The sequence below is a fragment of the Burkholderia sp. HI2714 genome (assembly GCF_002223085.1).
GTDB classification, from domain to species: domain Bacteria; phylum Pseudomonadota; class Gammaproteobacteria; order Burkholderiales; family Burkholderiaceae; genus Burkholderia; species Burkholderia lata_D.
Map to the genome: position 1 here is coordinate 168,609 of NZ_NKFM01000037.1, position 23,558 is coordinate 192,166.

Consider the following 23,558-nt stretch of genomic DNA (forward strand, 5'->3'; position numbering starts at 1 on the left):
CTTTCCTCACGGAGTCACCACGATGCAACCGCAACTGCCGATCAACGTCGATCCCGATACCGGCGTCTGGACCACCGACGCGCTGCCGATGCTGTACGTGCCGCGTCACTTCTTCACGAACAACCACGTCGCCGTCGAGGAAGCGCTCGGCGTCGAAGCGTATGCCGAGATCCTGTACAAGGCCGGCTACAAGTCCGCTTACCACTGGTGCGACAAGGAAGCGAAGCTGCACGGCCTGACCGGCATGGCCGTGTTCGAGCACTACCTGAAGCGCCTGTCGCAGCGCGGCTGGGGCCTGTTCTCGATCATCGAAGCCGACCCGGCAAGCGCACGCGCGAAGATCGAGCTGCGTCACTCGTCGTTCGTGCTCCAGCAGCCGGGCAAGGAAGGCAAGCTCTGCTACATGTTCGCGGGCTGGTTCGCCGGCGCGATGGACTGGGTCAACGACACGACGCCGGAAGGCAAGGGCGCACCGCGTGCGCAGTCGAAGGAAGTGCAGTGCGCGGCCGAGCATCACGACCACTGCGTCTTCGAAGTGTCGCCGATCGCGCACTGACGCATTGATTCACTGAAACACAACAACACCCGCAACACGAGACATTCGAACGCCAGAGGTCGCCAGCGATGCGTTATCCCCACCTGTTCAAACCCATGCAGCTGAACCAGCTGACGCTGCGCAACCGGATCGTCAGCACCGCGCATGCGGAGGTGTATGCCGAGCCGGGCGGCCTGCCGGGCGACCGCTATATCCGCTACTACGAAGAAAAGGCGAAGGGCGGCGTGGGCCTCGCGATCTGCGGCGGGTCGAGCCCGGTGTCGATCGACAGCCCGCAGGGCTGGTGGAAATCGGTGAACCTGTCGACCGACAAGATCATCGATCCGCTCACGCGCCTCGCCGACACGATGCACAAGCACGGCGCGAAGATCATGATCCAGGCGACGCACATGGGCCGTCGCTCGTCGTTCCACGGCGAGCACTGGCCGCACCTGATGTCGCCGTCGGGCGTGCGCGAACCCGTGCACCGCGGCAACGCGAAGATCATCGAGATCGAGGAAATCCGCCGCATCATCGGTGACTTCGCGGCCGCCGCGAAGCGCGTGAAGGCGGCCGGCATGGACGGCATCGAAATCTCGGCCGCCCACCAGCACCTGATCGACCAGTTCTGGAGCAAGCGTTCGAACCACCGCACCGACGAATGGGGCGGCAGCCTGGAGAACCGCCTGCGCTTCGGCATCGAGGTGCTGACGGCCGTGCGCGAGGCGGTCGGCAAGGATTTCTGCGTCGGCCTGCGCATGTGCGGGGACGAATTCCACGAGGACGGCCTCGATCACGAAGCGCTGAAGGAAATCGCGCAGGCGATGTCGGAGACGGGCCTGATCGACTACCTGAGCGTGGTCGGTTCGGGCGGCGACACGCACAACACGATCGCCAACTGCATGCCGCCGATGGCGCTGCCGCCGGAGCCGTTCGTGCACCTCGCGGCCGGCATCAAGTCGGTCGTGAAGATTCCGGTGATGCACGCGCAGAGCATCCGCGATGCGGGCCAGGCCGAGCGCCTGCTCGCGACCGGCATGATCGACCTGGTCGGCATGACGCGCGCGCAGATCGCCGATCCGCACATGGTGATCAAGATCCGCGACGGCCGCGAAGACGAAATCAAGCAGTGCGTCGGCGCGAACTACTGCATCGACCGCCAGTACAACGGCCTCGACGTGCTGTGCATCCAGAACGCGGCGACGTCGCGCGAAGCGACGATGCCGCACATCATCGAGAAGTCGCGCGGCCCGAAGCGCAAGGTCGTGGTGGTCGGCGCGGGCCCCGCAGGGCTCGAAGCCGCTCGCGTCGCGAAGCTGCGCGGCCACGACGTGGTGCTGTTCGAGAAGAATGCCGAAGTGGGCGGGCAGGTGATGATCGCCGCGAAGGCGCCGCAGCGCGAACAGATGTCGGGGATCATCCGCTGGTTCGACATGGAAACGAAGCGCCTGGGCGTCGATCGCCGCCTGGGCGTGGCCGCCGACGAGAAGATGATCATGGCCGAGAAGCCGGACATCGTCGTGCTCGCGACGGGCGGGTCGAGCTTCACGTGGCAGGTGCCGGGCTGGGGCGTGGCCGAGGGGCTGGCCGTCAGTTCGTGGGACATCCTGACCGGCAAGGTCGAGCCGAAGCAGAACGTGCTGCTGTTCGACGGCGTGAGCACGCACGCGGGCGCCGGCGTGGCCGACTTCATGGCGAGCCGCGGCTCGAAGGTCGAGGTCGTCACGCCGGACGTGAAGGTCGCCGACGATTGCGGCGGCACGACGTTCCCGATCTTCTATCGCCGCCTGTACGCATTCGGCGTGATCCCGACGCCGAACACGATGCTCGATCGCGTCTATGAAGAGGACGGCAAGCTGATCGCCGTGCTGCGCAACGAGTACACGGAAGAACTGGAAGAGCGCGCGGTCGACCAGGTGGTGATCGAGAACGGTTCGTCGCCGAACGACGAGCTGTACTGGAAGCTCAAGCCGGAATCGGTGAACCGTGGCCAGATCGATCCGCACACGCTGTTCGCGGCCGAGCCGCAACCGTGCCTGTCGGAAGAACTCGGCAACGGCCGTTTCCTGCTGTTCCGTGTCGGCGATTGCATCTCGATGCACAACGTCCACGGTGCGATCTACGACTCGCTGCGTCTCGTGAAGGATTTCTAAACGATGAACCCGTCCTTCCTCATTACCGCCCTGTTGTGGCTGTCGGTGGCGGGGCTCGCGTTCGCGGTCGCGAAGCGCTCGTCCTACTGGCGTCTGGGCCGGGCCACCGCGCCTGGCACGTTCGGCGTCGCGAACCTGTTCGCGATCCCGAAGCGCTATTTCGTCGACCTGCACCACGTGGTCGCCCGTGATCCGTACATCGCGAAGACGCACGTCGCGACGGCCGGCGGCGCGATCGGCGCGCTCGCGCTGGTGTTCATCAACTACGGCCTCGCGATCTACTCGCCGTGGCTCGACAAGCTGATCTTCCTCGCAGCGCTCGCGATGCTGGTCGGCGCGGTGTTCGTGTGGCGCCGGCGCGCGGCGAAGGATGTGCCGGCCCGCCTGTCGCGCGGCCCGTGGAATACGCTGCCCTGGCTGCTCGGCTCGTTCGCGCTCGGCCTCGTGCTGTTCATGCTGGTGCCGACCGGCGCGATGTCGGGTGCGTTCGCGGTGCTCTGCGCCGTGCTGATCGGTGTCGGTGCGTTCACGATGACGGTCGGCGCCGCGAAGGGCGGCCCGATGAAGCATGCGATCGCAGGTCTCCTGCACCTGGCCTTCCACCCGCGCCAGGAGCGCTTCGCGGCCACCCGCGAATCGTTCACGGGCAACGGTACGGCCACGCCGCCGACCGCGCTGAAGCTGCCGGACATCGAGCATCAGGAGTACGGCGTTGCGAAGCCGGTCGAATTCCGCTGGAACCAGCTGCTGAGCTTCGACGCGTGCGTGCAGTGCGGCAAGTGCGAAGCCGCATGCCCCGCGTTCGCGTCGGGCCAGCCGCTGAACCCGAAGAAGCTGATCCAGGATCTCGTCGTCGGGATGGCGGGCGGCACCGATGCGGCGTACGCGGGCAGCCCGACGCCGGGCCTCGCGGTCGGCCAGCATCGCGGCGAGCCAAACGGCCCGATCGTGTCGGGCCTGATCGAAGAGCAGACGCTGTGGTCGTGCACCACCTGCCGCGCGTGCGTGCAGGAATGCCCGATGCTGATCGAGCACGTCGACGCGATCGTCGACATGCGCCGCAACCGCACGCTCGTGCACGGCACGGTGCCGGGCAAGGGCCAGGAAGTGCTCGCGAACCTGCGCGAAACCGGCACGATGGGCGGCTACGACACGGCCGCGCGCTACGACTGGTCGGTCGACCTGAGCGCGCCCGTCGCGCAACCCGGCAAGCCGGTCGACGTGTTGTTCGTCGCGGGTGAAGGTGCGTTCGACATGCGCTACCAGCGCACGTTGCGCGCATTCGTCAAGGTGCTGAACAAGGCGGGTGTCGACTATGCGGTGCTCGGCTCGACCGAGACCGACACGGGCGACGTCGCCCGCCGGCTCGGCGACGAAGCGACGTTCCAGCAGATGGCGAAGCGCCTGATCGGCACGCTCGACACGCTGTCCTACAAGCAGATCGTGACGGCTGACCCGCACGTGATGCACAGCCTGCGCAACGAATACCGAGCGCTCGGGCTGCGCGTGACGGTCAAGCATCACACGACCTTCCTCGCCGAACTGGCCGACAGCGGCAAGATCGCGCCGAAGGCCGTCGAAGCGCTGCAGGACAAGCGCACCACGTATCACGACCCGTGCTATCTCGGCCGCTACAACGGCGAGACGGAAGCGCCGCGCAAGGTGCTGAAGACGATCGGCATCCAGGTCGTCGAGATGGAGCGCAACGGCATGCGCGGCCGCTGCTGCGGCGGTGGCGGCGGTGCGCCGCTGACCGACATCCCCGGCAAGCAGCGCATTCCCGACATCCGCATCGCCGACGCACGCACGATCGGCGCGGACGTGGTCGCGGTTGCCTGCCCGAACTGCACGGCGATGCTCGAAGGCGTCGTGGGCCCGCGCCCCGACGTGCTCGACGTGGCCGAACTCGTTGCCGCCTCGCTGGAGTGAATCGATGAATACGATCAAACGAATCGATCCGCGCCGGCCGTTCATCATCACGGCCGCCGGCCTGAAGCGCATCACGCTCGGCGAGGAAGGCAGCGCCGATGCGAACGCCGTGCACGGTTCCGCGCACGCTCATGGCGCAGCGGCTGCCAAGCCGCGCCGCGCGGTGCAGGATCCGAAGCACGTGATGCTGGTGGTCGCGCACAGCGAACGCGGCGCGCTCGACGATCATTCGCGGCAGGCAATCGCCGCCGCCGCATTGCTTGCCGATGCGCAGACCGAAGTCGCGCTGCTCGCGTTCGGCGAGCTGAAGGACGACGTGGCCGCACTGGGCGTCGACAAGCTGCTGGAACTCGCCGGCTTCGATCGGCGTGCGTTCGACCCTGAAAGCGAACTGCAAGCGTTGCAGGCGTGCGTTGCGGCACTCGCGCCGAAACACGTGTTCGTGCCCGACAACGCGACGGGCGACGGCGATCTCGGCCGGCGTTACGCGGCGGCCGCCGGCGCGAGCGTCGCGGCGCACGTCGTCGAGATCGACGCGAAGCATGTCGGCGCGTATGCGCACGCCGGGCGCGCGTTTGCCACCCGTGCGCTGCCCGACGTGATCCTGCTCGCGCAGAACGCGGTCGACGCGAAGCTGCCGTTCGTCGGTGCGGGCGAACGCGTGGCCGCCGACTTCATCCGCCCGGCCCGTGACGCCGCGCAGCCGTACCGCGATCTCGGTCTCGACGAAATCGATGCGGCCCAGGTCGCGCTCGAGGAAGCCGATTTCATCGTGTCGGCCGGCAACGGCGTGTCCGACATCGGCGCGTTCGAGCGGCTGGCCGGCGTGTTCGGCGCGGCGATCGGCGCGAGCCGCGTCGCAGTCGACAACGGTCACTTCACGCGCGACAAGCAGGTCGGTGCGACCGGCAAGACGGTCGAGGCGAGCGTGTACATCGCGTTCGGCATCTCGGGCGCGGTGCAGCACCTGCAGGGGATCAAGGACTGCCGCCACGTGATCGCGGTGAACCTCGACGGCAGCGCGCCGATCGCGAAGCGCGCGAACCTGACGGTGGTCGGCGACGCGCAGGGCACGATTGCCGCGCTGATCGAACAGGTGCAGGCCGCGCGCGCCGCGCGTGGCGAATCGCCGGCCGCGGTCGGCACCCGTGAACCGGAAGGAGTCGCAGCATGAACGCCCCCCGCCAGCTGCAACGCATCGCGGTGCTCGTGTCTGTCGGCCGTCATCCGGTCAGCGGCGTCGCGCGCTATAGCCGCAACGACGCGGCCGCGCTCGAAACCGGCCGCCAGCTCGCGGAGCGGCATCGCGCGAAGCTCGACGTGATCCATGCGGGCGACCCCGCGAATGCGGCGCTTGCCGAATATCTCGCGCTCGGCGCACGGGAGGTCGAGGTGCTGGCCTGCCGCGACGGCGATGATGCCGTGCATGCGCTCGCCGCGCGCGTCGAGGGCTACGACCTCGTGCTGACCGGCACGCGCGCCGAGGGCGCGTACGACACCGGCATGCTGCCGTATCGCCTCGCCGCGACGCTCGGCTATCCGCTCGTTGGTTCGGCCGTCGACGTGACGGTCGACGGCGGCCGCGTGGCCGTCCGGCAATTTTTGCCGAAAGGGCTGCGGCGGCGCGTCGACGCCGCGCTGCCGGCCGTCGTCGCCGTTCATCCGCTCGCCAATGCCGAGCCGCGCTATGCGTATGCGCGGCTGCGCGCCGGCGCGATCCGGCCGGCGCTCGCGGCGCCCGGCGCGGACGCCGACGCGGCCGCGTGGAAGGTCGGCCCGATTGAGCGTAAACCCGTAAAACTGGTCGCTGCCGAGAAGCGCTCCGGGCATGCCCGGATGCTGTCCGCGACGACGACCGAAAGCCGTGGCGGCAACGTCGTAAATGAAGGGAGTTCGGTCGAAAAAGCACAAGTGATCCTCGCGTATTTGCGCGAGCATCAGCTCATCGACTACTGATTTTGATGCCTGTCGGCAAGAACCCAGGGATGCAAGGAATCCGGAGCAAACGATGAAAGTATCGGCAGACATTCGTGCATTGATCGAACGGCGCAAGGAAGGGCACAGCCTCGAGGCGCCGTTCTACACGAGCGAGGATATCTTCGCGCTCGACATGGAGGCGATTTTCCGCCAGCACTGGATCCAGGTGGCGATCGAACCGGACATTCCCGAGCCGGGCGACTACGTGACCGTGGAACTGGGGAGCGATTCGATCCTGATCGTGCGCGACGACGACATGGCGATCCGCGCGTTCCACAACGTGTGCCGTCACCGCGGCGCGCGCCTGTGCAACGAAGATAAAGGCTCGGTCGGCAACATCGTGTGCCCGTACCACAGCTGGACCTACAACCTGACTGGCCAGCTGATGTTCGCCGAGCACATGGGCGAGAAGTTCGACCGCTGCAAGCACAGCCTGAAGTCGGTGCACGTCGAGAACCTCGCGGGCCTGATCTTCGTCTGCCTCGCCGACGAGCCGCCCGCCGACTTCGCGCAACTGCGCGCCGAGATGGAGCCGTACCTGCTGCCGCACGATCTGCCGAACACGAAGATCGCCGCGCAGATCGACATCATCGAGGAAGGCAACTGGAAGCTCACGATGGAGAACAACCGCGAGTGCTACCACTGCGTCGCGAACCATCCGGAGCTCACCATCTCGCTGTACGAATACGGCTTCGGCTACCAGCGCTCCGACGCCAACGCCGAAGGCATGGACGCGTTCGCGGAAACCTGCGTGCGGCGCGGTAAGGAGTGGGCCGAGATGGGCCTGCCGTCCGCCGAAATCGAAAAGCTGCTCGACGTGACGGGTTTCCGCACGCAGCGCCTGCCGCTCGATCGCCACGGCGAATCGCAGACGCTCGATGCGAAGGTCGCGTCGAAGAAGCTGCTCGGCGGCTTCGACAAGGCCGACCTCGGCGGGCTGTCGTTCTGGACGCAGCCGAACTCGTGGCACCACTTCATGAGCGATCACATCGTGACGTTCTCGGTGATTCCGCTGTCGGCCGGCAAGACGCTCGTGCGCACGAAGTGGCTCGTGCACAAGGACGCGAAGGAAGGCATCGATTACGACGTGAAGAACCTCACGGCCGTGTGGAACGCGACCAACGACCAGGATCGCGCGCTCGTCGAATTCTCGCAGCGCGGCGCGACCAGCAGCGCGTACGAGCCGGGCCCGTATTCGCCGTTCACGGAAGGTCTCGTCGAAAAATTCTCGGCCTGGTACATCGGCCGGCTCGCCGAAAAAACCGGCGCGTAGTACCCAGAAGCGGACAAGCGGAGCAAGACATGATGCGAGATGCGGCCAACTTCGAGCCGACGGACAGCCGGGTGACGCGCCCGGCGTTCTGGAATGGCCTTCCCGAGCGCTGGACGAGCGACGTCGAGGAAACGCTGGTGTGCTGCCACGTGCGGCAGGAAACGCACGACGTGAAGAGTTTCTTCTTCCGTTCGCCGCAGGGCCGCTCGTTCTCGTTCGAGCCCGGGCAGTTCCTCACGCTCGAGCTCGACATCGACGGCGAAACGATCAACCGCTGCTACACGATCTCGTCGTCGCCCGCGCGGCCGCACACGGTGTCGATCACGGTGAAGCGCGTGCCGGGCGGCAAGGTGTCGAACTGGCTGCACGACAACCTGCAGCCGGGCGCATCGGTGCGCGTGCTCGGCCCGGCCGGCGAATTCACGTGCGCGCGGCATCCGGCGCGCAAGTACCTGTTCCTGTCGGCCGGCTCGGGCGTCACGCCGCTGATGTCGATGAGCCGCGCGCACCATGATCTCGCCGAGGATCGCGACATCCTGTTCGTGCACAGCGCGCGCACGCCGGACGACATCATCTTCGCGCGTGAGCTCGACCTGATCGCGTCGAACCACACGAACTTCCGCACGTCGTTCGTCGTCGAGCGCGTCGGTGCACGCACCAACTGGCCGGGCGTCACGGGCTTCCTGACGCTGCCGCTGCTGAAGCTGATCGCACCGGATTTCATGGAGCGCGAGATCTTCACGTGCGGCCCCGCGCCGTACATGAAGGCCGTGCGCGACCTGCTCGACGAAGCGGGCTTCGATCGCAAGCAGTATCACGAGGAGAGCTTCTCGTTCGAAACGCTTGCGCAGACCGCGAGCGACGAAGTGCTCGCCGAACTCGTGCCGCCGGTCGAAGGCGGTGACGCCGCGACGAAGCAGTACACGGTCAGCTTCGCCAAGAGCAATCGCGAGATTTCGTGCGGCTCGGAGCAGCACGTGCTGGATGCGGCTCGCCAGTCGGGCGTGCGGCTGCCGGCCTCGTGCACGCAGGGCATGTGCGGCACCTGCAAGGTGAAGCTCGTATCGGGGCAGGTGGAAATGAAGCACAACGGCGGCATCCGCCAGCGCGAGATCGACCAGGGGATGGTGCTGCTGTGCTGCAGCAAGCCGCTGTCCGATCTCGTGATCGACAAGTAGTCGCAACACGCCATCGGCTGTCCGGGCGCGTCGCGTCCGGACAAGCATCCGTCGGAAAACAACGATACCGCGGATTTGTGGTTGAAGAACCTAGAGAGGCAACGCGCACGGTGCGCATATCAAGGAGATCGACCATGAAGCTGTTCGGAAAACTGTTGTGGACCGGCGCACTGTCGGCAATGGTGGCGCTGAGTGCATCGGCGCTCGCCGATACGAAGCCCACGCTGAAGATCGGTTACGTCGAAGGCTGGGATGACAGCGTGGCGACGTCGAACGTCGCGGCGCGCGTGATCGAGAAGAAGCTCGGCTATGAAGTGAAGCTCGTTCCGGTCGCTGCCGGGATCATGTGGCAGGGCGTCGCGCGCGGCGATCTCGATGCGACGCTGTCCGCATGGCTGCCGGTCACGCACGGCTCGTACTGGGATGAATACAAGGCCAAGGTCGTCGACCTCGGTGCGAATTTCCCGGATGCAAAGATCGGCCTGATCGTGCCCGCGTACGTGAAGGCGAAGAGCATCGATGATCTCAATGCGGAGAAGGGCAGCTTCGGCGGCCGGATCGTCGGCATCGATGCCGGTGCCGGCGTGATGCGCAAGACCGACGACGCGATCAAGAGCTACGGGCTGAACTACACGCTGATGCCGAGCTCGGGCAGCGCGATGACGGCCGAGCTGTCGCGTTCGGTCAATGCGAACAAGCCGGTCATCGTGACGGGCTGGGCGCCGCACTGGATGTTCGCGAAGTGGAAGCTGCGCTTCCTCGAGGATCCGAAGAAGGTGTTCGGCGGCGCGGAGCACGTCGACAGCGTCGTGAATCCGGGGCTCGAAACGAAGGCGAAGCCGGTGGTCATGTTCCTGAAGAAATTCCAGTGGAAACCGGGTGAAATCGACAGCGTGATGCTGGCGATCCAGAACGGCTCGAAGCCGGAAGCAGCCGCCGATGCGTGGATCGCCGCGCATACGGATCGCGTGAATGCGTGGACGGAAGGCGCACAGTAAGCCAGTAAGCCAGTGGTGAATCGCCTCAATAAATAGATGAAGAGACAGTCCGGGAAAGGTCGGTAGTAATGCGAAATAATCGTACTGCGACACGGCCTTATCCCGGAATTATTTTTTTGATTCTGCAAAAAAGTGCGTAAGTTGTTACACTAGCGCCCTTGTGCGGAGTCATCACAGGAGGAATTGGATGAGTCAGGCAGGACTGCGTGCGAACCGCACCAGTGATGTTGAGGCAACCATCTCACATGATTCGACGGGCCACACGCTGCATCGTGGCCTGACCTGGAAAGACGCTTTTTGGGTGACGAGCGGCGTGCCGGCAGGCGTACTGTTCACGATCGGCGGCGTATGCGCGACGATCGGCCAGCCCGCGTGGGCGATCTGGATCGCCGCGATCACGATGGGGCTGGTTCAAAGCGCGACTTATGCGGAAATATCGGGGCTATTTCCCCATAAATCGGGCGGCGCGTCCGTGTATGGCGCGATCGGCTGGGTCCGTTACAGCAAGCTGATTGCCCCGGTGTCCGTGTGGTGCAACTGGCTCGCGTGGTCGCCGATGCTCGCGCTCGGCTGCGGCCTCGCGGCGAGCTATGCGCTCACGAGTCTCTTTCCCGCCGATGCGGCGGTGCTGCACTGGCAGCTCAAGGTTGCGGATCTCGGGTTCATCAAGCCCGGTCTTTCCCTGCGGATCAATGCGACGTTCATCATCGCGACGATCCTGCTTCTCATCACGTTCAAGCTTCAGCACAGCGGTGCATCGAAGGCTGCGCGTACGCAGCGCATTCTCGGCATCGCATCGCTCACGCCGCTGTTGATCGTCGGCATCGTGCCGTTCATCACGGGCGACGTGCCGATGTCGAACCTGCTCCCGCTGCTGCCGCTCGGTCACGACGCGCACGGCAATCTCACGGCCGCGACGTTCGGCTCGTGGAACGGGCAGGGCGTCACGATGGCGCTCGGTGCGATGTTCATGGCCGGCTGGGCGTCGTACGGCTTCGAGACGGCCGTCTGCTACACGCGTGAATTCCGTGACCCGCGTCGCGATACCGCCAAGGCGATCTTCTGGTCGGGCGCACTGTGTCTCGTCGTGATGACGCTCGTGCCGATGGCGTTCCAGGGCGCACTCGGTACGCAGGCGATGCTCGATCCGGCGATCGGCGACGGCACCGGCGTCGCGGCTGCGATGGCGAAGATCGTCGGCGGTGGCGCATGGGTCGCGAATGCGGTCGTCGTGATGCTGATGCTGTCGATCCTGCTGATCGTGATGACGTCGATGATGGGCTCGTCGCGCACGCTGTACCAGGCATCGGTCGACGGGTGGCTGCCGAAGTACCTGTCGCACGTGAACGAGCACGGCTCGCCCACGCGCGCGATGTGGACCGATCTCGGCTTCAACCTCGTGTTGCTGATGATGTCGGACTACATGACGGTGCTGTCGATCTCGAACGTCTGCTACATGCTGTTCGTATTCCTGAATCTTCAGTCGGGCTGGATCCACCGGATGGATCGCGGCAACTGGGATCGGCCGTTCCGCTGCCCGACGTGGCTGCTCGTCGGCGGCGCGATCTGCGGGTATGCGAACCTCGTCTATGTCGGCGCCGGTGCGAACCTGCAGGGCGACGGCACGCTGCGCAACGGGCTGATCGCGATGCTGCTGATCGTGCCGGTGTTCCTGTTCCGCCACTACTGGCAGGACCGCGGCCGGTTCCCCGCGCAGATGCAGCGCGACATGGAACTCGAAGTGCCGAAGCGCGCGATGTGGCTGAACCTGATGCCTTACGTTGCGCTGGTTGGCGCGGGGCTGACGATCTGGTTGTCGTATTACTTCGCGTGGGTGAAGTGACGCGGTAGCGAACGCGCGACGGCTCCGGAAACCGCACACGGAGCGTCGCGTGGCGCATCGCGCGCAGCGCGACGACAAAAAAGGCTCGGCCGGGACATACCGGTCGAGCCTTTCTCGTTTCTGCCGCGTGTCGAACGCGACGCCTTTCCGCTTACGGAAACACCACCGTCCGGTCCCCGTTCAGGAACACGCGCCGCTCGATGAACGCCTTCACCGCGCGTGCGAGCGTGAGCGATTCGACATCACGCCCCACCGCAAGCAACTGCTCCGGCCGCAGCGCATGATCGACGCGCTCGACGACCTGCTCGATGATCGGGCCTTCGTCGAGATCGTCGGTGACGAAGTGCGCGGTCGCGCCGATCAGCTTCACGCCGCGCGCATGGGCCTGGTGATACGGCTTCGCGCCCTTGAAACCGGGCAGGAACGAATGATGGATGTTGATCGCGCGGTTCGCGAGCTTCGCGCTGGTTTCCTGCGACAGCACCTGCATGTAGCGCGCGAGGATCACGAGTTCGGCGCCGCTCGATTCGAAGAAGTCGAGCCACTGCGCTTCCTGCTGCGCCTTCGTATCGGCCGTGATCGGGAAGTGGCGGAACGGCAGCCCGTGCTGTGCGGCGAGCGGCTCGAAGTCGGGATGGTTCGACACGATGCCGACGATGTCCATCTTCAGCTCGCCCATCCGCCAGCGGAATAGCAGGTCCGCGAGGCAGTGCTCGAGCTTCGACACCATGATCAGCACCTTCGGCCGTGCGTTCACGTCATGGATGGCCCACTGCATGTCGCCTTGCTGGCCGCCGAGACTGGCCGCGATCGGCGCGAATTCGTGGCGCAGCGCATCGATCTGCAGCGTTTCATCCGTCGGATGAAAGACGCAGCGCACGAAGAAGCGGTTGCTGAGATCGTCGTCGAACACGTTCAGCGCATCGACATAGCAGCGATGGCGATCGAGAAAGCCGACGACGGCGGCGACCTGGCCGGCCGCGCTTGCGCACGACAGTGTCAGGACGAATTGATCGGGGCGGTGCTCGGCGGTCATGAGACTCCTCGGATGGCATGGGCGCACGGCCGTGCGGCGGCGCACGAAAGCGCCGCGCCGCGCGGGTAGCGGGAGGCTCAAGTAAATCAGGACGATTTCGGGGCGGATAGAACCAACGCGCCGTGTGGCTGGTATCGGCGCGCCAGCACGCGGGGGCGGGATGTGCCCGTCACGCGCTCGCGCACGCGTCGAGCAGCCAGCGCCGGAACACGTGGGTCGCGTCCGGCTCGGGCCGCTGCGGCGGCCGCACCAGGAAGTAGCCGCGCGACGTGACGACCGGCGCGTCGACGAGCTTCACGAGCTGCCCCGACGCGACGAGTTCGTCGACGAGCGGCGACCAGCCCAGCGCGACGCCTTCGCCGAGCAGCGCCGCATGGATCACGAGCGCGTAGCTGTTGAAGGTCACGCCGCGCGCGGCGGCGGCCGTATCGAGGCCGTGCGCGTCGAACCAGCCGGACCACGACAGCCAGCGCTCGGGGCGCGTCGGCTGCACGTGCAGCAGCGGCAGGGCCAGCAGCTGCTCGGCCCGCGCGACGTGCGGGTGCGCGTCGCGGAACGCGGGCGAGCAGACAGGCGTGACCGATTCCGGAAAGAGTCGTGCGGCGGTGCACGACGGCCAGTGGCCGTCGCCGAACAGGATCGCGATGTCGCCATGGTCGCGCTGTGCGTCGTAATCCTGTGACGTGACGACGCGCACGTCGACATCCGGCATCACGCGCTTCAGCCCGGCCAGGCGCGGCATCAGCCAGTAGGTCGCGAAGCCGAAGTCGGTGACGATCGTGAGCGCACCGTGCTCGCGGCGCGCGCGCAGGGTCGCGGTCGCGCCGCGCAGCGTGTCGAGGCTCAGCCGCACGGCTTCGTACAGGCACTCGCCGTCGGCCGTCAGCGTGACGCCGCGCGGGCTGCGCTCGAACAGCGGCACGCCCAGTTCGGCTTCGAGCTGGAACACCTGCTGGCTCACGGCCGGCTGGGTGGAGCCGAGCTCGCGCGCGGCGGCCGTGAAGCTCGCGAGCCGGGCAGCCGATTCGAACGCGCGCAGCGCCTGCATCGACGGTAACGGTTCGGATTTCGACATAAGTCTCTCTAATGGCCCCATAAGGGCCGGACGCCTACCCGCGCGAATTCGGGCGGGTGATAGTGCTTCGGACGGTGCGGTACCTGCGCTTCACGGCCCGTTTCAAAGCCGGCTTCAAAGCCGGCTTCACGGGCGTCGCGCAACGCATTCCGCGATTCTAGCCAGCGCGGCCCGCCCGTGCGGCACTTTCGTCGAGCCGTTTCCGTCATGCCGGACGTCTCGCTGCGCGAGCGGCGCGCCGTTCCATTCGAACACCGTTTTCCCCACGACTGCCGATGACGAACCCGACACCCAACATCCTGATCCTGATGGCCGACCAGCTCACGCCGTTCGCGCTGCCGGCCTACGGTAATCGCGTCGCGCGCACGCCGACACTGGACCGTCTCGCCGCGCAAGGCGTCGTATTCGACGCCGCGTACTGCGCGAGCCCGCTGTGCGCGCCGTCGCGTTTCTCGCTGCTGACGGGCAAATTGCCGTCGGGGATTGGCGCCTACGATAACGCCGCCGAATTGCCGGCGCAAACGCTGACCTTCGCGCACTACCTGCGCGCGGGCGGCTACCGGACGATGCTGTCCGGCAAGATGCACTTCTGCGGGCCCGACCAGTTGCACGGTTTCGAGGAGCGGCTCACGACCGACATCTACCCGGCCGATTTCGGCTGGGTGCCCGACTGGGACAGCCCGACCGAGCGGCCGAGCTGGTATCACAACATGAGTTCGGTGCTGGAGGCCGGCCCGTGCGTGCGCACGAACCAGCTCGATTTCGACGACGAAGTCACGTTCGCCGCGAAGCAGAAGCTGTACGACGTCGCGCGCGAGCGTGCGGCCGGGCACGATGCGCGGCCGTTCTGCATGGTCGTGTCGCTGACTCATCCGCACGACCCGTATGCGATCACGCGCGAATACTGGGATCAATACAGCGACGACGAGATCGACATGCCGGCCGTGCACCTCGATGCGGCGGAAAGCGACCCGCATTCGCAGCGGCTGCGCTTCGTCTGCGAGAACGACCGCACGCCGCCCACCGACGCGCAGATCCGCGCCGCGCGCCGCGCCTACTACGGCGCGACGTCCTACGTCGACACGCAGTTCGGCAGCGTGCTCGCCGCGCTCGAACAATGCGGATTCGCCGACGACACGATCGTGATCGTCACGTCCGACCACGGCGACATGCTCGGCGAACGCGGGCTCTGGTACAAGATGACCTTCTTCGAAGGCGGCTGCCGCGTGCCGCTGATCGTGCATGCGCCGGGCCGTTTCGACGCCGCGCGCGTGCGCGGTCCGGTGTCGCACGTCGACCTGCTGCCGACGCTCGTCGACCTGGCCGGCGCCGCACCGGCCGGCGGCTGGCCCGATCCTGTCGATGGCGCGAGCCTCGTGCCGCACCTGCACGGCACGCCCGCCCACGAGGTTGCGCTCGGCGAATACCTGGCGGAAGGCGCGGTCGCGCCGGTCGTGATGATCCGCAGCGGCGACTGGAAGTACGTGCATTGCCCGCTCGATCCCGACCAGTTGTACAACCTGTCGGACGATCCGCGCGAGCTGACGAACCTGGCCGGCACGCCGGAAGCCGCCGACGTGCTTGCCGCGTTCCGCGCGCAAGCCGCGCAGCGCTGGAACCTGCCCGAGCTGGACCGGCAGGTGCGCGCGAGCCAGCGGCGCCGGCGCTTCCATTACGCGGCGACGACGCAGGGCCGCATTCAGGCGTGGGACTGGCAGCCGTTCACCGACGCGAGCCAGCGCTACATGCGCAATCACATCGAACTCGACACGCTCGAGGCGATGGCGCGTTTTCCGCGCGTCGGGCGCTGAGCGTACCGCATCGCGGTCAATGAAAAACGACGGAGGAAGTGAACCATGAAACGGCAACGCAATGCAGCAATCCGAAGGATCGGCGCGGCGCTCGCCGCCGCCGCGTGCGTGGTGGCGATACAGCCTGCGTATGCCGCCGACCCGCAGACGTGCAGCGACGTGAAGATGGCGGCGCCCGGCTGGACCGACATCGATGCGACGAACGCGATGGCGGGCGTCGTGCTGAAGGCGCTCGGCTACCGGCAGGACGTGGCGAACCTGTCGGTGCCGATCACGTACCAGGGGCTCAAGAAAGGGCAGGTCGACGTGTTCCTCGGCAACTGGATGCCCGCGCAGGCGCCGCTCGTGAAGCCGTTCGTCGACGAGAAATCGATCGACGTGCTGCACGCGAACCTGAGCGGCGCGAAGTTCACGCTCGCGGTGCCCGATTACGTGGCGGCCGCCGGCGTGCATACGTTCGCCGATCTTGCGCGCTATGCGGATCGCTTCGGCGGCAAGATCTACGGGATCGAGCCCGGCGCGCCCGCGAACCAGAACATCAAGCGGCTGCTGTCCGACCACGTGCTCGGGTCCGCGAACTGGTCGCTCGTCGAATCGAGCGAGACGGGCATGCTCACGCAGGTCGAGCGCGCGGTGCGCGACAAGCGCTGGATCGTGTTTCTCGCGTGGGAGCCGCACCTGATGAACACGAAGTTCCATCTGACGTATCTGTCGGGCGGCGATGCGTACTTCGGCCCGAACTACGGCGGCGCGACGGTCAATACTGTCACGCGCGCCGGGTTCGCCGGCCAGTGCACGAACCTCGCGCGGCTGTTCCGGCAGATGACGTTCTCGGTCGACGTCGAGAACCGGATGATCGCCGACATGCTCGACCACAAGACGTCGCCCGCGCTCGCGGCGCAGCATGCGCTGAAGGCCGAGCCCGCGCTGGTCGCGGGCTGGCTCGACGGCGTGACGACGGCGGCCGGCGCACCGGGCCTGCCGGCCGTGCGCGCGGCCCTCGACGGTCGCTGATTCCCTTCCTCCGGGCGGCCGGTTTTTGCCGTGCCGCCTGTCTACGTGTTTTCCCGATCCGTCGCATCGTGACCATTTAGTGTCGCCTTCAGACGGGTGGCCCGAAATATGGGTTTGTATTTTTCGCCAATGGCTGCGTTATTGCGGAAAACGAAATGCCGAAGCCAGCGGGGCGGGTCTGAATTGGAATCCACCGGCGCATCGCGGCACGCGCCGGGACGAGATTCTATCCATCGAACGGTTCAGGGAGGGTGGTCGACAATGAAGCAAAAGAAAGTTGCCGTAGCCGCCGCGCTTGCATGCGCGGCCTGTATTCCCGCCATCGGGCATGCGCAAAGCAGCGTGACGCTGTACGGGATTCTCGACGCGGGCATCACGTACGTGAACAACACGGGCGGCTCGCACGTGGTCAAGTTCGACGACGGCGTCGCCTACGGGAACCGCTTCGGCCTCAAGGGCACCGAAGACCTGGGCGGCGGCCTGAAGGCCGTGTTCACGCTCGAGAGCGGCTTCCACCTCGGCAACGGGCAACTCGGCTTCGGCGGTGCGGAATTCGGCCGGCAGGCGTATGTCGGCCTGCAGAACGACTGGGGCACGCTGTCGTTCGGCAACCAGCTCGACATCACGAACGAGCTCGTATCGATCTACAACATCTCCGCGTGGGGCAGCGGCTATGCGATCCACCAGGGCGACTTCGACCGCTTCAACGGCGACCGCCTGCCGAACTCGGTGAAGTTCCTGTCGAACGATCTCAGCGGCTTCAAGTTCGGCGCGATGTACTCGTTCGGCAATGTCGCGGGCAACTTCCATCGCAACAGCGCCTGGAGCGCGGGCGCGAGCTTCACGAAGGGCGACTTCTCGATCGGCGCCGCGTACACGCGCCTGAACAACCCGAACGGCATCTATGCGTTCGATCCGTACGCGATGATCGGCACGCATACGTTCCTCGGCCAGCAGACCGTCACCGTCGATCCGGCGACCGGCGCCCGCACCGACCTGTTCGCGAACACGCCGATGGATGTCGACAGCCAGGGCACGTTCGGCATCGGCACCAGCTACACGATCGGCAAGCTGACGCTCGATGCCAACTATTCGTATACGACGATCAAGGGCTTCGGCCAGTCGTCGCACATGCAGGTGTACGAAGGCGGCGGCCTGTACCAGTTCACGCCGGCGCTGAGCTTCATCGCGGGCTACCAGCACACGCGCTTCGAAGGCCACCACTGGAACCAGGGCACGGCCGGCCTGCATTACCTGCTGTCGAAGCGCACCGATATCTACATCTCCGGCGATTACCTGCGCGCGTCGCAAGGCGTCGATGCGGTGGTCGGCTACAGCTTCACGCCGTCGACGACGCAGACGCAGGCCGACGTGCGGATCGGGATGCGGCATTCGTTCTGAGCGGGGTGGTGTGGGGCAGCGACGTCTTCAGCGAAGGGTCTCTCTTTGGCGCGAACCACGGTTCGCGCTTTTTTTTGCCGGCGCGAGCGGGCATGAAATGCGTCCGGCCCGTGCGGCCGCCTGGCCACCGCCCGGGGAGCGGCGGTCGGATGGTATTGACCATTGCCGTCTATAGGCGCTAGCATCGTCCGCATGCTTGATCTCGCCCTTTCCCCCTCGTCGCTGATCCGTGCATGTTGTCAGGACATGCCAGGGGGAAGTTGCGTCTAGCGAACTCGCTGAACATTCAAGCAATCGCCTTCCGGCCGCCTGTGATGCAAGACAGGCGGCCTTTTTGTTTTTGGGCCCACACCTTCGGGACGGAGAAACTCGATGCCGCTTGCGCTGTATGACACCTGGTCGCGTACCGTGCGCCCCGTCACGCCTATCCGGGCCGGGCAGGTCGGCATGTATTGCTGCGGCCCCACGGTCTACGACGATGCCCACATCGGCAACCTGAGAACCTACGTGTTCGAGGACCTCCTGCGCCGCGTACTGGAACGCAACGGCTACGCGGTCCGGCACGTCGTCAATCTCACCGACGTCGGCCACCTGACATCGGACGCGGACGAAGGCGAAGACAAGATGGAGAAGGGCAGCCGTCGGACCGGCGAATCGGCATGGGCCATCGCCCGGCGCTACACCGAGGCGTTCGTCCGGGACTGGCGCGCGCTCAACCTGCTCGAGCCGACGGTCTGGTGCCGCGCCACCGATCACATCGCCGAACAGATCGCGTTCATCGAGACGCTCGACCGGGCCGGCTACGTCTATCGGACGGACGACGGCCTTTACTTCGACACCAGTCGGCAGGACGACTACGGTTATCTCGCGCGGCTGGACCGCGCCGGGTTGCAGGCGGGCAAGCGGGTGGCATTGGGCGGGAAGCGGAGCATCACGGATTTCGCGTTGTGGAAGTTCAGCCCGGCCGACGTCAAGCGGCAAATGGAATGGGACAGCCCGTGGGGGCGCGGCTTTCCGGGCTGGCATATCGAATGCTCGGCGATGTCGGCGAAGTATCTCGGGACGTTGTTCGATATCCATTGCGGCGGCGAGGATCATATCGCCGTGCATCACAGCAACGAGATCGCGCAGACGCGGGCGGCCCACGGCACGCACCTCGCGAACTACTGGATGCACGGGCACTTCCTGACGCTCGACGCCGATACGAAGATGTCGAAGTCGAGCGGCGATTTCGTCCGTCTGCAGACCTTGCAGAGCCGGGGTGTCGATCCGCTCGCGTACCGCTACCTGTGCCTGACGGCCCACTATCGAAGCAAGCTGCATTTCACGTGGGCGTCGCTCGACGCGGCGCACACCGCGCTGAATCGACTTCGGCACCTCCATGCCGGCTGGCCGGACGGCGGGCGCGTCGATGCGGATTTCGCCGCGCGATTCGATGCCGAAGTGAACGAGGACCTGAATCTGCCAAGGGCGCTCGCGGTGCTGTGGGATCTGGTCAGGAGCAACCTGCCGCCTGCCACGCTGAAGGCGACCGTCGACAGCTTCGATGCGGTGCTGGGTCTCGGGTTGAGCGAATGGCGGCCGGTTGCGTTCGACGTTCCGGAACATGTTCGCGTGTTGCTCGGTGAGCGTGAGCGCGCGCGGGCGGACAAGGACTGGGCACAAGCCGACCGGATCCGGGAAGCGTTGAGCGCCGAGGGCTGGAGAGTCGAGGACACGCCGGAAGGGCAACGTCTGTTCGGCATGGCGATGGGGTCGAGCGATACAGGCGGCCCACCGCGGTAAAGCGCGCGGGCCGCCTTCATCGGAAGATCCTGTCGCCGGGCATCCACCCGGCGGCCGCGCTCAGCGTGGCCGCCGGAATCGTCGGCACCCGCGCCTGCGGCCCGTTTTCCTCGGTTGGCATATCATCGCGCTTTGGCCGCGTCGGCACCGTTGTCGCGCGCACGCGTCGGCGTGCGCAGTCGTTTCTCGAACGGTACCGGCGCGCAGCGCCGACCGCCGAGACCTCGATGACCGAATCCGTGCCCGACTCCAGTCCTTTATCCCCGTTACCCGCCAACCTGTTCCGCCACGTCCCGTTCCAGCGTTTCTGGGGCACGCGCGTCATGTCTTCCCTGGCTTTCCAGATCCTGTCGGTTGCCATCGGCTGGTACGTCTACGCGCTCACGCACAGCGCATTCGCGCTCGGTCTCGTCGGCCTTGCGCAGTTCGTACCCATGTTCGCGCTGACGCTCGTCGTCGGGCAGGTGGCGGACCGCTACGATCGTCGGCGCATCGCGACGATCTGCCAGGGCGTCGAGGCGCTGGCTGCCGGCGTGTTCCTGCTCGGCGCCACGCAAGGGTGGCTGGCCGCACCGGCCGTGTATGGGCTCGCGGCGATCGTCGGCACGGCCCGCGCGTTCGAATCGCCGTCGGTGTCGTCGCTGCTGCCGGCCGTCGTGCCGCGCACCGACCTGCCGCGCGCGACCGCGCTGTCGACCTCCGCGAACCAGGCGGCGCAGATCCTCGGGCCCGCGTTCGGCGGGCTGTTGTACGGCGTCGGCGCGCCCGCCGCGTTCGGCACGAGCGTCGTCGCGTTCGCGATCGCGGCGGCGCTGAGCGGCACGATTCCGCTGCGCAGTGCGCCGCCCGCCCGCGAGCCGGTCACGCTGCGCTCGGTGTTTTCGGGCATCGCGTTCATCCGGCGCGAGCCGGCGATTCTCGGCGCGCTGTCGCTCGACCTGTTCGCGGTGCTGTTCGGTGGCGCAACCGCGCTGCTGCCGATCTACGCGCGCGACATCCTGCAGGTCGGCCCGTGGGGGCTCGGTGCGCTGCGTGCGGCGCCCGCGGTCGGCGCGCTCGCGGGCACGCTGTGGCTCACGCGGTTCCCGCTGAAGGGGCGGCCGGGCCGCGCGATGTTCGGTGGCGTGATCGCGTTCGGCATCGCGACGATCGTGTTCGGGTTGTCACGGCACTTCACGCTGTCGCTCGTGGCGCTGGCCGCGCTCGGCGCGTCGGACGTCGTCAGCGTCGTCGTGCGGCTGTCGCTCGTGCAACTGCGTACGCCCGACGACATGCTCGGGCGCGTGAGCGCGGTCAATTCGCTGTTCATCGGGACGTCGAACCAGCTCGGCGAATTCGAGTCGGGCGTGACGGCCGCATGGTGGGGCGCGCCGGCGGCGATCGTCGTCGGTGGTGCCGCGACGATTCTGGTCGCGCTCACGTGGATGCGGTTGTTCCCGCAACTGCGGAACATGACTTCGCTCGAGCGCGAGCGCTGAAGCAGTACCGACGCCGTTTCATGTCCGAGTATTTCAAAAGACATTCAACAACGCGTTCCAGCGGCTCAATGTCGGCGGCGCCGATGCGCAGGGGTGACTGACGAGCCTGCACAAGGGCGTCGGGATGAGTATCGGCTGGGTGCTGCTCGTCGATACGCTCGCAGGTGCGCTGATCCTGCTGTCGCTGACGGGCGTGCTGCCGTGGAAGGAACTGAACAGTCTCAAGACCGTCGGCAGTGGTGCTCGTGATCGTCGCGATCGTGTGGGCGGCCGGCGCGCAACGGTTGACGGTCAGGCGCCGGCGTCGCGCGCGACCCGCACGGCCGTGCCGTAGCAGATGACTTCCGTGACGCCCGCCCCGATCTCGGTCGAGTCGTAGCGCATCGCGACGATCGCATTCGCGCCGAGCTTGCGCGCGTCGCCGAGCATCTTGTCGAACGCCTGCTGGCGAGCTTTCTCGCACAGCGACGTATAAAGCGTGATGTTGCCGCCGAAGAGGGTTTGCAGCGACGCGCCGAACGAGCCGACGATCGAGCGCGAGCGCACGATGATGCCCTGTGCGACCCCGAGCGAGCGGACGGTCGTGTGGCCGGGCAGGTCGAACGCGGTCGTGACGCGTTCGGGTGTGAGATCGTCGAACGAGCGGGAGATATCGGTCATGGCATTGCACCGTGTTGCTGAAGTGAGCGAACGACGATTCTATCCGGAACGGCATACGGGCTCGGCCGGGTTCGAACGGGCGCGCCCGCACCACGCGCCCGTGCCACTGCCCCCGGCCGTCGCCGGGTCAACGCTTGACGGTCGCGCTGCCGTTCCCGCCGAGATCGACCGCGTAGGCCAGCGCCAGCTTGCCGAACTTCAGCGCATGATTCGCCTGCCGATCCGAATTCTCCAGCGTGTCGTTCACGGTATGGATATACGGACTATCGTTCTGGTCGGCCTCGAACGGGAACGACGCCGGATACCCTTGCGCATTCCACGACGCGTGATCCGAGCACGCATACCCGCACTGCGACGTGCCGATCGCGAGTTCCGGCAGGTACGTCTTCGCCAGATTCGTCAGGTAGGTGTTCTGCGACGCGTTCGTGTAGTCGGTGATCAGGTAGATATCCTTCGGATCGCCCTTGTAGTTCGTCATGTCGAGCTGCAGCACGCCGACCACGTTCGCATTCTGCGCGCGGAACTGCTTCGCGATCGCTTTCGAGCCGAGCAGCCCGGCTTCCTCGGCTGCGTACCCGACGAACTTGATCGTCCGCTTCGGCTTGTAGTTGTTCGCCAGCAGCACGCGCAGCGCTTCGGTAAGGCTGGCGATGCCCGACGCATCGTCGTCCGCGCCGGGCGAGCGCGTGTTTTCCGTCGTGCGGCCGACCGTCGAATCGAGGTGGCCGCCCAGCACGACGGTGCCCGCGGCCGGATCGCTGCCGCGAATCGTCAGGATCACCGATTTCTGCGGAAAGCCGGTGTGCGTGAACTGTTCGACGGTGATGTCGGCGCGCGACCCCGCCAGCTGCTTCCACTGCAGTGCGAGCCAGTCCGACGCGGCGACGCCGTGCGACGTCGTGTAGTAGCGGTTCGTGAAGCCGGACAGCGACGTGATCGTGCCGACGATGTTGCTGGCCTGCAGCTGCTGGATCCATGTGCCGATCTGCGGCGCGTTCGATACCTTGTACACGGAGGCGGCGGCCTGTTTTGCGAGCGTCGGCGGCAACGGCTGCAGTGCCTGGCGTGCTTCGTCGAACGAGTCGTGCACGACGTAGCCGGGCCCGTGGCCGCGCGCATGGTGGACGGCGAGGGCCAGCTCGCCGAGCCGTGAATCGTCGATTGAGACGACGTGAACGGTTTCGCGGCGCGCGGCGCCGTCGGCCGTCTTGCCGGCGTCGAGGGTCGTGCTGTACTGCGCGGTGGCACCGGCGTCGATGCGTTGCAACTGGCGGAACGCCGCGTCGCCGAGTGTGATCCACACCGGCGTCGCATGCGCGGCGGCGGTCAGCAGCATGCCGCCCAGCGCGGCGCTCAGGCGGGTCAGTTTCAGAGTAGGCATGTTCGATCTCGTGAGGATGGCGATGTCGAGG

The 23,558-nt window shown here is 66.4% G+C and carries 18 protein-coding genes and 1 pseudogene; 15 read left to right on the forward strand and 4 right to left on the reverse strand.

The genetic code is table 11. The annotated features are described in order from the left end of the window. Window positions 1-22: 22 nt before the first annotated feature. From CFB82_RS21260 to CFB82_RS21300, 9 genes are all read left to right on the forward strand, one after another. Window positions 23-556 carry a DUF5943 domain-containing protein gene (locus CFB82_RS21260; RefSeq protein WP_006488993.1) on the forward strand — a complete coding sequence of 178 codons (534 nt, stop codon included), beginning with the start codon at window positions 23-25 and terminating at the stop codon, window positions 554-556. Between the two features lie 68 nt (window positions 557-624). Continuing rightward, window positions 625-2,688, forward strand: a complete 2,064-nt coding sequence (locus tag CFB82_RS21265; protein ID WP_021160633.1) for an NADH:flavin oxidoreductase — start codon at window positions 625-627, stop codon at window positions 2,686-2,688. Between the two features lie 3 nt (window positions 2,689-2,691). Further along, window positions 2,692-4,617 (forward strand): (Fe-S)-binding protein, encoded by a 1,926-nt coding sequence (locus CFB82_RS21270; RefSeq protein WP_089485162.1) that lies wholly within the window; start codon window positions 2,692-2,694, stop codon window positions 4,615-4,617. A 4-nt stretch (window positions 4,618-4,621) separates the two neighbouring features. Further along, complete coding sequence (locus CFB82_RS21275) at window positions 4,622-5,791, forward strand: electron transfer flavoprotein subunit alpha/FixB family protein (RefSeq protein WP_089485163.1); 1,170 nt, start codon at window positions 4,622-4,624, stop codon at window positions 5,789-5,791. Then, window positions 5,788-6,573: an electron transfer flavoprotein subunit beta/FixA family protein gene (locus tag CFB82_RS21280; RefSeq protein ID WP_089485164.1), complete on the forward strand. Its 786-nt coding sequence runs from the start codon at window positions 5,788-5,790 to the stop codon at window positions 6,571-6,573. The genes CFB82_RS21275 and CFB82_RS21280 overlap by 4 nt, the downstream gene beginning before the upstream one ends. A 52-nt stretch (window positions 6,574-6,625) precedes the next feature. After that, window positions 6,626-7,867, forward strand: a complete 1,242-nt coding sequence (locus CFB82_RS21285) for an aromatic ring-hydroxylating oxygenase subunit alpha (protein WP_069252361.1) — start codon at window positions 6,626-6,628, stop codon at window positions 7,865-7,867. Between the two features lie 29 nt (window positions 7,868-7,896). Then, window positions 7,897-9,045 (forward strand): hybrid-cluster NAD(P)-dependent oxidoreductase, encoded by a 1,149-nt coding sequence (locus tag CFB82_RS21290; RefSeq protein WP_069252360.1) that lies wholly within the window; start codon window positions 7,897-7,899, stop codon window positions 9,043-9,045. A gap of 134 nt (window positions 9,046-9,179) precedes the next feature. Next, window positions 9,180-10,043 (forward strand): glycine betaine ABC transporter substrate-binding protein, encoded by an 864-nt coding sequence (locus CFB82_RS21295; RefSeq protein WP_089485165.1) that lies wholly within the window; start codon window positions 9,180-9,182, stop codon window positions 10,041-10,043. A gap of 187 nt (window positions 10,044-10,230) precedes the next feature. Next, window positions 10,231-11,886 carry an APC family permease gene (locus CFB82_RS21300; protein WP_069252358.1) on the forward strand — a complete coding sequence of 552 codons (1,656 nt, stop codon included), beginning with the start codon at window positions 10,231-10,233 and terminating at the stop codon, window positions 11,884-11,886. A gap of 151 nt (window positions 11,887-12,037) precedes the next feature. Here the strand turns inward: CFB82_RS21300 and purU are convergent, their stop codons facing one another. Continuing rightward, the gene (gene purU, locus CFB82_RS21305; RefSeq protein WP_089485166.1) at window positions 12,038-12,922 is read right to left on the reverse strand and encodes a formyltetrahydrofolate deformylase; all 885 of its coding nucleotides are present in this window, start codon (window positions 12,920-12,922) and stop codon (window positions 12,038-12,040) included. Between the two features lie 169 nt (window positions 12,923-13,091). After that, the gene (locus CFB82_RS21310) at window positions 13,092-13,997 is read right to left on the reverse strand and encodes a choline sulfate utilization transcriptional regulator (RefSeq protein ID WP_089485167.1); all 906 of its coding nucleotides are present in this window, start codon (window positions 13,995-13,997) and stop codon (window positions 13,092-13,094) included. Window positions 13,998-14,272: 275 nt separating this feature from the next. Between CFB82_RS21310 and betC the strand changes: the two genes are divergently transcribed. From betC to CFB82_RS21340, 6 genes and pseudogenes are all read left to right on the forward strand, one after another. Then, the gene (gene betC, locus CFB82_RS21315) at window positions 14,273-15,808 is read left to right on the forward strand and encodes a choline-sulfatase (protein WP_089485168.1); all 1,536 of its coding nucleotides are present in this window, start codon (window positions 14,273-14,275) and stop codon (window positions 15,806-15,808) included. Between the two features lie 45 nt (window positions 15,809-15,853). Further along, window positions 15,854-16,822: a choline ABC transporter substrate-binding protein gene (gene choX / locus CFB82_RS21320; RefSeq protein WP_069252354.1), complete on the forward strand. Its 969-nt coding sequence runs from the start codon at window positions 15,854-15,856 to the stop codon at window positions 16,820-16,822. Between the two features lie 261 nt (window positions 16,823-17,083). Further along, on the forward strand, window positions 17,084-18,223 hold the full coding sequence (locus tag CFB82_RS21325; RefSeq protein WP_089485169.1) for a porin: 1,140 nt from the start codon (window positions 17,084-17,086) through the stop codon (window positions 18,221-18,223). A 372-nt stretch (window positions 18,224-18,595) separates the two neighbouring features. Next, entirely contained in the window at window positions 18,596-20,008 is a 1,413-nt protein-coding gene (gene cysS / locus CFB82_RS21330) for a cysteine--tRNA ligase (RefSeq protein WP_089485170.1), read from the forward strand. A gap of 227 nt (window positions 20,009-20,235) precedes the next feature. After that, window positions 20,236-21,486, forward strand: a complete 1,251-nt coding sequence (locus CFB82_RS21335) for an MFS transporter (RefSeq protein WP_089485171.1) — start codon at window positions 20,236-20,238, stop codon at window positions 21,484-21,486. 97 nt (window positions 21,487-21,583) lie between these two features. Next, window positions 21,584-21,827, forward strand: a pseudogene (locus CFB82_RS21340) (hypothetical protein); the annotation flags it as partial. Here CFB82_RS21340 and CFB82_RS21345 read toward each other — a convergent pair. Both CFB82_RS21345 and CFB82_RS21350 read right to left on the reverse strand, forming a co-directional pair. After that, window positions 21,778-22,146, reverse strand: a complete 369-nt coding sequence (locus CFB82_RS21345; protein ID WP_069252350.1) for a YbjQ family protein — start codon at window positions 22,144-22,146, stop codon at window positions 21,778-21,780. The pseudogene CFB82_RS21340 and the gene CFB82_RS21345 sit on opposite strands and share 50 nt — an antisense overlap. Before the next feature lie 127 nt (window positions 22,147-22,273). Next, entirely contained in the window at window positions 22,274-23,527 is a 1,254-nt protein-coding gene (locus CFB82_RS21350; RefSeq protein WP_089485172.1) for a M20/M25/M40 family metallo-hydrolase, read from the reverse strand. Window positions 23,528-23,558 lie beyond the last annotated feature (31 nt).